Source organism: Bacillus cereus group sp. N31 (genome assembly GCF_016483245.1).
Taxonomy (GTDB): domain Bacteria; phylum Bacillota; class Bacilli; order Bacillales; family Bacillaceae_G; genus Bacillus_A; species Bacillus_A toyonensis.
On the sequence record NZ_JAEHCH010000012.1, the window covers coordinates 1 to 13,332 of the forward strand.

Sequence of the window (13,332 nt, forward strand, 5' to 3'; positions counted from 1 at the left end):
AAGACATGGAAAGACGGAAATGCGAAAGATCGTCCGGAAATAATCAAAGTAGACTTACTACAAAATGGCAAAGTAATTGCAACACAAGAGGTAAGTAAAGCAAGTGAATGGAAGTACGTGTTTACAGATTTAGCTGCATATGATGCCGAAGGAAATGCATATAAGTATGAAGTGAAAGAACAACCAGTGAATGGATATAAATCAGAGGTACATGGTTATGACATCACGAATACAAAAGATCCAAGTACAGATCCAAAAGATCCAAGTACAGATCCAAAAGATCCAAGTACAGATCCAAAAGATCCAAGTACAGATCCAAAAGATCCAAGTACGGATCCAAAAGATCCAAGTATAGATTCAAAAAATCCACCTACTCAAGAAAATTCTAAGACATCAGTATGGCTTCCTAAAACAGGTGGAACATCAATGGATATGATTTCATATATTGCTGGAATGTTGTTATTGGCTTTAGGTGGATTCGTATTTGTTCGTCAACGAATGAGATAAAAAGACTTGTTATGTTGGTTTGAATTATAGCTTGATCAAAGTATTGCTGTAAATATAGATTTTATAAATAGAGGAGACCCACACATTTTGAAAAAAGTTTAATCAAAATGTGTGGGTCTTAATTTTAGATTTCTTAAGTTTTTATAATCAATTGTGTTTTTTGTGTTTACTTTCATTTAATCCACCCTCAGAGAGTAGATATAGGTAGATCTATATTGACTGTTGTTCCTTTTCCTACTTCACTTTCAATAAATATCTTTCCTTGGTGCTTCTCAATAATTTTATAACAGATCATTAATCCTAAACCGATACCATTTTCTTTGAGACTATAGAATGGTTCTCCTAGGTAAGGTATACGTTCCTGTTCAATTCCACACCCATAATCAGTAAATCGAATGTGTACTTGGTTTTGATTAGGTGCACATTCGATTTGAATCAAGATTTCCCCTCCCATTGAAGTTGCCTCAATTGCATTTTTTAAGATATTTATAAAAGCTTGCTTTAATTGATTACATTCACAAAGTATGAATGAAGTATCAGATGTAAACTGAGTTTTAATTTGTATGCAATTCATTGTCGCTTGAGGTTCAAGTAACATTACAACTTGCTTCATTAATACATTCAGGTCATTAGTTTTAATTTCTAATGCCTCAGGTTTTGCTAATGTCATAAATTCGTTAGTAATACTATCTATACGTTCAATCTCTGATAACACTATAGCTATGTAATGCTCGATATCCTTATTTCCCAGTGATTGCAATAACTGTATGAATCCTTTCATTGCTGTTAAAGGATTTTTAATTTCATGAGCAATTGCAGTGGATAATTGACCTACTACAGCAAGTTTCTCCGATTTTCGTAATAATTCCTCTGTTTTTAGCCGCTCAGTGATGTCTCGAGAGATGCTTAAGAAAACTTTTTTGCCATTCAAGTTAAACACACGAACAGAAAATTCAATTGTCAGGTTTTTCCCTCTAGGAAAAACAAATTCATCTTGTAATGTAAAAGATGTTTGCCCTTCTCTAATTTTTTCTATGATTCTTTGGACCATTGGAGAATCTGGTGGAACGTTACTAGGGAATGACATCGAAAGAAGTTCTTCTCTACTATATCCAAATCTTTTACACGCAACAGGATTTACTTCGATAAAGCGAGTTGGTAATTCATTATCATTCAGTTCCACTACATATACAGCATCAGTTGCTTGTTCGATGAGTGCACGGTATTTCATTTCACTGTCACTTAATTGCTGGTGTAATTGATGCAGTTTTCTTTCTGCTTGTTTCCTTTCAGAAATGTCTCTACAAATTCCTGATAAAGCAATTACATTACCTCTAAAATCTAAAATAGGCGAAATTGTCAGGCTTACATCAATTAGAGTTTTATCTTTTCTTTGTCTAACAGTTTCAAAACGGGTAAGAATTGGGTCATTCATATTGGTATTTTTAATGTGGTTTATATATTCTAAAGTTTGATCTATTAAAAATTCAGGCACGCAAGGTAATTTTTTTCCTACAGATTCTTTTTCTGACCAACCAAATATTCTCTCATAAGCTTTATTCGCTTGTAACATATGCCCATCTAAATCAAATATAGTGATAGCATCTACATTATGGTTAATAAATGATTCTAGTCGCTCTTTAGTAACCTTCAGTTCATTTTCCGCATTTATTCTTTTCGTTATATCAACAGTAGAACCAACTACCTCAACCACTGTTCCTCCTCTTTTAACAGGTCTAAGAGAGAAAAGTATCGTAGCCTCATCATTTGGCCATGGTAGTTCAAAAGTTACTTCTTCACCATCCCATGCCTGTTGGTAATACTTTAATAGTCGAGGGATTAAATGAAATGGAATAATTGAAGCATCTATATTAGATAAACATTTACCTACGACTTGCTGAGAGTGAAACCCGTTTTGATAAAATAATTGTCCATCACATAGAGTATGGACAAAATTCCCCCCTACTTTTTTGAATTTAAAAATACCTCCTTGCAATTGGTGTACGGTATCCTTTAATTCTCGCTTTGATTCTAGTAATGTTTCATTCGCTTTGGCTAAATTTTGTGTTAAAACATATAACTTTTGATACGACTCCATAAGAAAAATACCAATTAAGAGTCCGCATGATATAAAAAATGTACCTTGGATGTTAAGAAGTATAAGTGGTATAGAAGGAAAAAAGAATCCAAATACAACATGAATTATAACTAGATAAGCAGCTAGATAAAGAAAAACGCTTTTAAAAGGATGGATATTTTTTAGATATGTTTTGAATATAGTATATATAATAGCTATTCCTAAAGATGCTATTAAAGCTGGTCCCCAATCACCACCAAGGTAGAAAATACGCATAAATAAAATAAACATTAATGTAATCCAGCCAGCTGTACGACCAAAATAAATAAACGAAATAATTAGTGGAACGACTCGCAGGTCGTAAAACAATCCCATGTGCTTAAAATTAAAAATCATTAAAATGGCAGCTATGATACCTGCGTAAATGCCACAAAATAAACGAAATGATTTAGAATCTACTTTACTTATAAATACTTGAATAAAAATAGATGTACTAACTAAGAATGCAAAAATAGATAGATTAATGATGAACCCTGTAAAAAGCATGCCATATTCCCCCTTAGTAAATATATTGAAAAATAGAAAGGAAATTCTATGAATTATGCGGTGATTAGACTCGTTATTTGGAAAAGGGAAATGAGTATTGAAAAAAATTCAGTTCTTTTTTATCTTTTTCCAACAATAGATCCTTCACTAAAATATTAAATGTAAGAAACATTAATTATAGATAGGAAATGAATGCTGGTAGGGATATATAATGAGGGCATCATACAAGAGAGTAATGTACAACCCATGTTAGTAAATAAAGTGTATAAGTTTTGTATCTATTTAAATAGGTGATAAGAAATAGTAATTGATTAAAAGATGGGGGACAGTCGTCTCCTGGCCGTAGGAACTACGGGAATAGCCTAATGAACTAGAAACCAATAAGTTTCAGTACCTAACAATCTCCCACTTCAAACAGCGAACTAGAATGTTAAGTGGTGATTAGTCCGAAATATTTTCTATATTAATAAAAATAATAAACGAACTATAAAAAAAAGAAAACAACTTGGATAGGAACAAATTGTTTTCTTATGAAGGGTACAACAAAGAAAGAGTAGAGAAGGAATACACAAACATGCCAATCTAACGGAGTGGAGTAAAACATTCAAAGACTGAAAAATCAGAAAATTTATAAAGCGAAGTTTCCTATTTAATCTCTTTCTTTGTAAGTATAAGTTTAACATCAATAACAAGATAAAACAACAAAAAAATACAAAATTCTGATAAATCCGACATTAAAACAACTGCTAAATAAATCTTTTACGTTAATATATGAAAAGTTTCTTATTAAAATGTATTGAATGGATTTTGTAACATTTACGAAAGTGTTTTGGAAGATATTTAAATTAAAAGGAAACTCAAGTTATGAAGGACTTGGAATATCACCAGAGGGAGCAGAAGCAACTCACTTTAAGTGATTTGAGTCCCGTTATAAGGCGTACGCGTTACTTAATAAAACGATAGTCTTATTTATTTTTGTTATCTAAGTTGCATACTGACAGGTATGCTTTTTTCTTTTTTCAACTGTTCAATTGCTATAGGATAAGCTAGATTCTTATCGACTGTTATCACGTGAGATTTAGAAATGTACGAAAAAGTGTTTGTTTATATCTTGATTTACTAAGATAAAAATCAATTGTATTTTCTTCTGAATCAGCAACAAAATACAGGTACATCCATTGGTTTTTTAATTTGATATATGTTTCATCGACTCTATAGGGGGCATTTAGTTGTTTTAGATCATGTCGGATTCTTTTGTCCAAGACTGATGAATCCAACGCATAATTGTTATAGAAGTAATGGATAAGTTCCGTTACTCTAACGTTTTCAACAAGTTATGGAAACTTAATATTGATGTAGCGGTAGTACATAATAGTTAACTTTCCTCTATATAGATATGCAATTTTACATATCCATATAGAGGAAGAAATAAGTGAATAGTATTGGAAGATTATACTAAAATAATTTTTAAAAATGAAAATTCACCTAGTTAAATTAAATTAAGTACCTTTTTATCAGTATTATTAAATTATAATTATTTTAATTATGGAAGTGTAGTTGCGTAGCAATTTTAGAAGTATAGTATTTTAATTTGTACACATATTAAATAATTAAGATAAAAAAACAAAAAAGGACAAAATTATACAAAAATCAACAAAATTTTACTATATACGCAATGAAAATTTGATGTTTTAATAAGGGCACAAGATGTTAGTTACATTTTAAGACATATAAAATCAAGATTATCTTCGTATATGCCTTTTATGTAATGACTTAGGAAATAAGTTTATAGTAGGGCATTATGTACAAATGTTTACAATCTATATTTATATTCCTAAAAACTCATCTTTAAAATAATCTATACAGATTAATAGTTACAATGTTAGGTTTCAAATTAATTAAAATTTAGTCCAATTATTTTATCAAAAGACACCAATAAATGGGAGGGATCACCATGAAAAAAGCGTTAGTCGCAGGGTTATTAGTTACAGCAGTATCTACAAGTTGCTTCTCACCTGTAAATACTTTTGCAGAAAGTAATACAACTTATTTACAGCCAAGTAGTATACTTGGACCTGCTATGGATAGGTTATCAAATTCGATTACGAACTTAGGATCACAGACGCCATTAATTCAAGGATATGGGCTAATCATATTACAGCAACCAGATCTTGATGTAAGTACTATATATGGAATAACAACTGATCAAGGCACTGTAAGAAACCATGTTCGAGACTGCCTGGATGTAAATAACCACAAATTATCCGTTGTAAATCAAGAGATACAGAGTTTCGGAATAAGATTTACAAATTACTACAATAAATTAGTTGAACTATCTGGAAAGATGAATGAAGATTCGGAAGCAAGAGCATTATTTGTACGTATTTTTAACTTACTTCAAGGTGACGTGCAAAAAATTCAGTATAATATGAAAATAACTTCAGAAGACTTAAACGATTCTAAAAACGAATTGGTTGAAGATAGTAATAAATTTTCTAGTAAAGTTAGCAAAGCGTTTGAATCTTATAAGGGTTCCGACGGAGACATTGAAAAATTAAGAACGGAAATGGGACAACTTAATGCAGGCATTCAAGAAGATTTTGAAAAACTTCTAGCTCTACCAAAAGAAAATCTAGACGGTTCTTTAAATATTACAAAGTCGGTTATTAATATTTTGAAAGACGGAGTTAAGGATAAAACTGTAGACGTGTCTAATTTGGAAGCGGTTTATAACCAATATGGACAACTCACAAATGATAAAGTAACAGAACTGAATAAAGCTATTGCTCAAAAGCAACAGAAACTAATTCAATTGGTACAAAATTTATCGAATATTGAAGTGCAAGCAACTCAAATGACACTTATTGAGCAGCAATTAAATAATTTTACAAGAACAGTTAAAAAGCAAACTCAGAGTTTTGACAATCTAGTAAGTAGTTGGGACACCTTTAATATCATAATGATTGAAACGGGGACAAGTCTTAATACTGATGCAAAAATAGATTCAAATTCATTACAAGCACGATTAAAAGAGCTTAAACAGTTTACGGATGAATTGAAAAAACAAACAACGGAATATCAAGAGAGTGTTACAAAAATAAAAGTAACAGGATGAGATTTGTAGAATTCAGAACAATAATTCTTAGTAATATAATGTAAGGGGAGAAAAATGTGATGAAAAAACCTTATAAAGTAATGGCTTTATCTACATTAATAGCAACAATCGTAGCGGGTGGCATTATGCCATCATATGCCTCGGCAGAGGCACCTGCACCTGCACCTATTTATGCAAATCAAGACTTTAAATACCCTAGTTATTACCTTGGACCAACAGGGCTTGATAATGCGATGAAGGACACTAAATCCAATATGTTGGTAATGGACCTGTATGCTTTAACTATTCTTAAACAAGCAGATATTAATTTGGATGGTTTACCTTCAGTTGGCGATAATTTAAAAACAGCCATTAAAGCCAACCAAAATCTTACTAGAGAAAATGCAACATACTGGTTAAATAATTTGAAATCAGGGATAGTTACGACGAATCAAAATATTATCAGTTATGATACAAAATTCCAAAATTATTCTCGTTATTTATTACAATATAAAAATGATCCAGTCAAACTAACAGCTTTGCTTACAAAGTTGAATGCTGAAATTTCACAGAATAAAGATCAAGTGACCAAATTAGTGGAGGATTTAAAAAACTTTCGCGGCAAATTAGAAAAGGATACACAAAATTTAAAAGGGAATGCTGAAGAAATCGTAAATGTTTTAACTGGTCAAGAAGCTGGAATTCCACTGTTTCAGAAACAAATCGAAACAAATAAAGCATTAATCGATGAGAATAACAAAATTTATATTGCATCGTCGGTTGCAACTGCTGCTGGTGCATATTTAGTTCTTTCACCTTTTGCGCCCTTTGGTGCACCTATATTAGGAGGCGGGATATACGGAGTAGTTTCATCGCAGCAACAGATAATCAAGGCACAAGAAGAAATTATAAAGCTAACACAAGATATTTCAATGGCGAAACTACAGTCAGCTAGATTAACGATAGTGCAAAGTGATATTAAAAATTTAACAGATACAATTGATAAAGCTATTGTTTCTCTTGAAAATATAAAGACTGCGTGGGATGGAATGGGAACAAAATATGACTCATTAATTAAGAGTGCTAAAGCTGTTGACTCAGAATTCCTTGCTATGGATATAACAGCAGATCTGGATACAGCGAAGGAGCATTGGGCGGATATTAGAAAGTATGCTGAAAAAATTCAAAGTAGTGAGATTTCATTCGTAGAAGATAAAAAATAATATTACTTCAAGAAATTGCCGAAGTAATGAAAATATAATATACTGAGTTTCCTTTTTGAAGAACATATAATGTGAGTCTCCTGTTCAAGTATGAGCAGGAGACTTCCTATATAGTTATGAAACTTAATAAAGATTATAGAATAAGAAAGTACGAGAATCTCTATTTTAATATGTTGTTTTATTTGAAATAATCGTAATTCATTTGAAGTAAAGAATAGAAGCTTATGAATTTAATAAAATATGTGATACATGTGAAAAAGTAGGTGAAAAAGATGAATAAGAATTTATATAAGAAAATTATTTTGTCAACAATCATTACGGGAATGGCAGCGAGTAATGTAATTCCACTTCATACTTTGGCAGCAGAACAAACTGTGTCCCAACAGCAAGAAAGTTTGAAGAACTATTCCCTTGGTCCTGGTGAATTTAAAGAAGTAATGGGAAAAATGGTAGCAAATATCCTTACAATGGATTCATATGCCAATACAATCAGTAATCAACAGATGACAGATTTAAGTAAAATAAGTTCTATAAACGGTGATTTACAAGCAAACATGATTAAGCATCAACGGGATGCAATAGAGAATGCCGACTTTTGGTTCATGTATTTTAAAACTCGTATTATGTACACGCATCAGAATATTGTAAGTTATAATGATACGTTTCAAGCAAGTTATAAGCTTTTACTAACTGCTATAGAGCAAAAAGATACAGAGAAATTAAAATATGAACTGGAAAATTTGTACAATAGTATTTTGTACAATAGTCAAAAATTAGATGTACTGTTAGAAAAATTGAAAAATTTTCAAGGTGAAATAGCAGAAAATACAAGAAATTTCAAAGAAGATTTCAATCAATTGGAGAATATTCTAGAAAGTACGAACGCTGGTATTCCGCTTCTACAACAAAGAATTGAGAATTATAATAATACAATTAAAGAAAACTATGATAAACGTGGTGGCTATATAGCTTTATCTGTATTTATGCCTCCGATTGGTATACCATTGATTGTTACTACTGACAAGAATATCGCATCTGCACAACAAGAAATAGAACAATTAAAGTCCAGAATTTCTGGAGCAGAGGCAGAAGTAGTTATTTTGACTGATGCCAAAAATAAAACGGAACATATGGCTGCAACAGTTGGTACAGCTGTTACTGCTCTTGAGGATATAAAGACTCAGTGGGGGACAGTGGGGAAAAAATATAAATCATTAATTGACAGTGTTAACGATATTAATCTAGACCTGTTTGATGAGATTATAAGAGCAGATCTGGATACAGCGAAGGATAATTGGCAAGACCTTAAAAATTATACGGATAAATTATATGAAGGTGCTAAGATTGTACAAGGAGAATAGATTATAAAAGTAGGCCCACCAGAAGAACGAATTATACAAATGGCACCGGATTGCTACTGAATACGTGTAAAATAACAAAATATACGTTATATAGAAAAGATAGTTTAGTTGTTTCAGGTTCTTGGAATGTAGGAGACATTATTTATAATGAATCATGTAGCAAAAGAAAAGGGATACAAAAAGGGCTTAGAAGAGATCCAAGATAAAAAATTGAGAGATTAGCATATAGTATATAGAAATTGCTTAACAAAACCGGCTAAAACAGTAGATTTCTTTTAAGCGCCTCAACAACTTGAATTAGAACTTTAAGATATTTTACATGTATTTGTATTAGTTTGTTTCTTAAAATCTGATACATACGAATCTGAGGGTCTTTTTTTGAGGTGACTAGATGAAATATTGAATGTAATATAAAAAATGGTATTAAATCACAAAGAGGGCGGAATAAAAATATTATTTCAGATAAATATGAAATAATAGAGGAATGATAGAAATATAAATTGTTTAACCTTCTAATAAAAGAAAAGGTTCTGTTGCAAAGTTTTTTAACAGACAAAAAGGTAAGTTATGTACAATTAAATTTTATACAATAGCAAGTAATCGTTGTAATTCATTGTACGTTGAAAAAACGAAGTTTGGTCGCAAACTTCGTTTTCGTTTATATATAGCATGCATTGTTTCGATTCCTTTCAAGGTACGTGAAGCATGGCGAAGACTTTGAAATCCTGCGGATTTAGCTAGCCGTCGCTTTATATGTCTATGATCCTGTTCGATGTGATTATTCAAATGTTTGAGTGTACAATGTATTGTATGCTTATAAAAGCCTTGTTCTTTCAATTTATTGAACGCGCAAAGTAACGCCGGTGCTTTATCTGTAGTGAGAACCGTTGGTTTTCCAAACACTTTTACTATCCTTTTCATAAAGGCATATGCTGCCTGATGATTTCGCTTTTTACGAAGTTGAATATCCAAAGTGTACCCCTCTTTATCAATCGCACGATAAAGGTAACACCATTCTCCTTTGACTTTAATATAGGTCTCATCCAATTTCCAAGATCGTTGCGCATGCTTATTTTTCTTTTTCCAAATCTGATAGATCAAAGTCCCGTACTCATGAATCCAGCGCATAATCGTTGTAGGATGAACAGAAATACCACGTTCTTTTAAAATTTCAGAGACATCATGATAGCTTAAAGAAAAACGACAATAGTAGCCGACGGCTACTAAAATAATATGTTTCTTGAACTGTTTCCCTTTAAAATATCGCATTTGTGATTCTCCTTACTCTTTTTTCTAGAGTGTAGTCTCATTTAGAAAACTTTGCAACAGAACCTATGAGAGCGTATTATCTGGTATATCTGTATTTATTAATAATAATCCCTCGCCTCCTTTTTTAAATTACATTAAACGTAAATCTAGGTTCCACCTATTTCTCTTATCCTCCCTTCGATATATCTTACCATTATGAATAATCAGTCTAATGGTGGTGTAATTTGTAGGAATTCATTCCTTTTTGTCGAATATGTTCAATAGAAGGGGGGAGTGTATAATGTTTGCAGGATTTTTCACTAATCTATCTATTTTTGCTTTTCTAGTAAGTTTATTCATTTTTATCCAAGTGTTTGTAATAAAAATGAATTCTAAATCAATCCCGTTATTTGGAGGTATATATGCAGGTATCATAGCTGCTATTTTGATGTTCTTTAATTTTGAGCACATGGGATTGTTTTATGACCTGCGAGTCGTTCCTCTTATCATTTCATTTATTTATTTTGGTCGTACAGCCGGCTGGATTACGTTAATGTTTATTTTATTTATACGTATTTTCTACCTTGGTGGTGATTGGGGTCCAGCTTTGATAGCTGCTATAGGAATAGCTGCTATATATACTATATTTAAAACATATCTAAAAAATATTCATCCCTTTAAAAGCGCTTTTCTTTATCTAGCTGTTTATCTAGCTATAATTCATTGGGTATTTGGATTCTTTTTTCCTTCTATACCGCTTATACTTCTTTACATCCAAGGTACATTATTTATATCTTGCGGACTCCTGATTGGTATTTTTCTTATGGAATCCTATCAAAAATTATATAGCTTAACAGAAAATTTAGCTAAAGCGAATGAAACGTTATTAGAATCAAAGCGAGAATTAAAGGATACCGTACATGAACTGCAAGGAGGTATTTTTAAATTTAAAAAGGTAAATGGGTATTTTATTCATACTATGTGTGATGGACAATTATTTTATCAACATGGTTTTTACTCTGAACAAGTGGTGGGTAAAAGTTTACCTAGTATAGATTCTTCCATTATTCCATTTCATTTAGTTCCTCGACTGCTAAAATACTATCAACAGGCATGGAGTGGTGAAGAAGTCACTTTTGAAATACCATGGCCAAATGAAGAGACTATTGTACTTGTCTCTCTTAGGCCTGTTAAAAGAGAGGGAAAAGTGATTGAGGTGGTTGGTTCTACTGTTGATATAACGAAGAGAAAAAATGCGGAAAATGAGCTAAAGGTAACGAAAGAACGACTGGAATCATTTATTAATCATAACGTAGATGCTATCACTATATTTGATTTAGACGGACATATGATACAAGCGAATAGAGCGTATGAGAAAATATTTGGTTGGTCAGAAAAAGAATCTTTTGGGAAAAAATTACCTTGCGTACCTGGTTTTTTAATGAATCAAACTTTAGAAAGTATAAAAAACATTAAAAATACCAATTTAAAAGAACCTTTTATTAATAGGTTAGAAACAGTTAGACAAAGAAAAGATAAAACTTTAATTGATGTTAGCTTGACAGTTTCACCCATTTTAGATTTAAGGGGACGTGTAATTGCTTTATCGGCAATTTGTAGAGATATTTCTGAAAGAAAGCGAGCAGAAAGAGAACTGCAGAAATTACATCAACAATTAAAAGACAGTGAGATGAAATACCGTGCACTCATCGAACAGGCAACTGATGCAGTATATGTAGTGGAGCTAAATGAGGATCAAGTTCCAACTCAATTCATTGAAGTAAATCCTGTTGGCTGTAAAAGATTTGGATATAGTAGAGAAGAGCTCCTCGCCATACCATTTCTCAATATTGTTTCTCAAGATTCTCCAATGATCAAAAAAATATTAGCAAAAATTAAAGAAGGACAGTCTTTTTTTACTTTGCAAGATGAATATACTTTTCCAACAGGAGAAACAAAAACAATAGAATTTAGCATCCGTATTTTCAGCCTGAATGGCAAAAAAGTTTTCTTAAGTATCTCTCGAGATATCACTGAACGATTAAAGACAGAAGAATTATTACGAAAATCAGAGAAACTTGCTGTAGTAGGTCAATTATCAACTGCAATCGCTCATGAAATTAGAAATCCTTTAACAGCAATGAAAGGATTCATGCAATTACTAAAATCAACAGAAAATAAGAGCACTGAGTATTATATTGATATCATTTTATCAGAGATAGAGCGAATAGATAGTATTACGAATGAATTTATGGTGTTAGCAAAGCCCCAAGCATTAGAAATTAAAACAAATGACCTGAATCTATTAATGAAGCAAATTGTAATGATACTTCAGCCTCAAGCGATGATGAACAACATACAAATTACAACTGAGTTTACATCTGATACTTCATTCGTCCTTTGTGAAGGAAATCAATTAAAGCAAGCGTTTATAAATATTTTAAAAAATGCGATTGAAGCATCACCAATGGGAGGAGAAGTTTTGATTCAAATCGAATATATACCCGATAAAAACCAGGCAAACATTCGATTCACTGATTACGGGTGTGGAATTGAAAAAGAACGTTTATCTTATCTAGGGGAACCATTTTATAGTATCAAAGAAGATGGTGTCGGTTTAGGATTAATGATCTGTTATAAAATTATTGAAAAACACCAAGGAAAGATACTTATTGAAAGTGAAGTAGGTAAAGAAACGACAGTTCATATAAATCTTCCTATATCTACTTTCGAAAATGAAAGCTCTTACTCATCTTATTAAGTACACCCTATCACCATGAAGTGTATTTAGTATAATCATATAGGTTCTTTTGCAAAGTTTCTCAGGAAGATAAACAAAGCGGTACATGGATAATGGAATATTATGCATCTACCAGTAATTGCTGTAATTCATGATACATCAAAAAGGCGGAGTTTATTTGAAGACTTCGCCTTTGTGTATATAGAGCATGAATCGTTTCAATTCCTTTTATTTAATGCTTGCATATCATTCGCAATTATTAGGGCTGTTTCTCGTGTTTTTTGTACCAGTTCCCTGTATTCTATAATACGAAAACTGAAATAAGAGGTTGCAAATCACTTACTCTATGCAATTGGTCCTCATAAGAACATTCAAGGATTTCTTCTAATTGATTAAAAATACAGCTCAAGCAACATTATATTTTGCTTCTCCTATATTCAAACAATATGTACATGTCTTCTATTTTCAACAAGCTATAACCATTTTAACACTTGTTGACACATATTTTCTTAACATGTATTTTAATCTCCTTACAT

At 31.7% G+C, this 13,332-nt stretch carries 7 protein-coding genes and 2 pseudogenes; 5 read left to right on the forward strand and 4 right to left on the reverse strand.

The window, feature by feature from the left end; genetic code table 11:
- On the forward strand, positions 1-507 hold a 507-nt coding region (locus tag JDS81_RS15950), incomplete at its 5' end, for a Cna B-type domain-containing protein (RefSeq protein ID WP_206772290.1).
- Between the two features lie 187 nt (positions 508-694).
- Here JDS81_RS15950 and JDS81_RS15955 read toward each other — a convergent pair.
- Complete coding sequence (locus tag JDS81_RS15955; protein WP_199688522.1) at positions 695-3,130, reverse strand: PAS domain S-box protein; 2,436 nt, start codon at positions 3,128-3,130, stop codon at positions 695-697.
- A 981-nt stretch (positions 3,131-4,111) separates the two neighbouring features.
- Positions 4,112-4,478 (reverse strand): annotated as a pseudogene (locus tag JDS81_RS30430) (DDE-type integrase/transposase/recombinase); the annotation flags it as partial.
- A gap of 606 nt (positions 4,479-5,084) precedes the next feature.
- Between JDS81_RS30430 and nheA the strand changes: the two are divergent.
- From nheA to nheC, 3 genes are all read left to right on the forward strand, one after another.
- Entirely contained in the window at positions 5,085-6,245 is a 1,161-nt protein-coding gene (gene nheA / locus JDS81_RS15965; RefSeq protein WP_097955310.1) for a non-hemolytic enterotoxin subunit A, read from the forward strand.
- Between the two features lie 59 nt (positions 6,246-6,304).
- Complete coding sequence (gene nheB / locus JDS81_RS15970; protein ID WP_098145968.1) at positions 6,305-7,447, forward strand: non-hemolytic enterotoxin subunit B; 1,143 nt, start codon at positions 6,305-6,307, stop codon at positions 7,445-7,447.
- A gap of 272 nt (positions 7,448-7,719) precedes the next feature.
- Positions 7,720-8,808, forward strand: coding sequence for a non-hemolytic enterotoxin subunit C (gene nheC / locus JDS81_RS15975; protein WP_001039030.1), 1,089 nt, complete (start codon positions 7,720-7,722; stop codon positions 8,806-8,808).
- Between the two features lie 582 nt (positions 8,809-9,390).
- On the opposite strand, the gene JDS81_RS15980 is transcribed toward nheC, so the two are convergent.
- The gene (locus JDS81_RS15980) at positions 9,391-10,077 is read right to left on the reverse strand and encodes an IS6 family transposase (protein ID WP_098804798.1); all 687 of its coding nucleotides are present in this window, start codon (positions 10,075-10,077) and stop codon (positions 9,391-9,393) included.
- Positions 10,078-10,354: 277 nt separating this feature from the next.
- Here JDS81_RS15980 and JDS81_RS15985 point away from each other — a divergent pair, with 277 nt between their 5' ends.
- Complete coding sequence (locus JDS81_RS15985; protein WP_199688597.1) at positions 10,355-12,817, forward strand: PAS domain S-box protein; 2,463 nt, start codon at positions 10,355-10,357, stop codon at positions 12,815-12,817.
- Between the two features lie 100 nt (positions 12,818-12,917).
- Here JDS81_RS15985 and JDS81_RS30435 read toward each other — a convergent pair.
- Positions 12,918-13,028 (reverse strand): annotated as a pseudogene (locus tag JDS81_RS30435) (IS6 family transposase); the annotation flags it as partial.
- Positions 13,029-13,332: the final 304 nt, after the last annotated feature.

Excerpts from the sequence above, each read along its gene's own strand:
- JDS81_RS15955 (WP_199688522.1), bottom strand. The coding sequence starts at position 3,130 with ATGCTTTTTACAGGGTTCATCATTAATCTATCTATTTTTGCATTCTTA.
- nheB (WP_098145968.1), top strand. The coding sequence starts at position 6,305 with ATGAAAAAACCTTATAAAGTAATGGCTTTATCTACATTAATAGCAACA.
- nheC (WP_001039030.1), top strand. The coding sequence starts at position 7,720 with ATGAATAAGAATTTATATAAGAAAATTATTTTGTCAACAATCATTACG.
- JDS81_RS15980 (WP_098804798.1), bottom strand. The coding sequence starts at position 10,077 with ATGCGATATTTTAAAGGGAAACAGTTCAAGAAACATATTATTTTAGTA.
- nheA (WP_097955310.1), top strand. The coding sequence starts at position 5,085 with ATGAAAAAAGCGTTAGTCGCAGGGTTATTAGTTACAGCAGTATCTACA.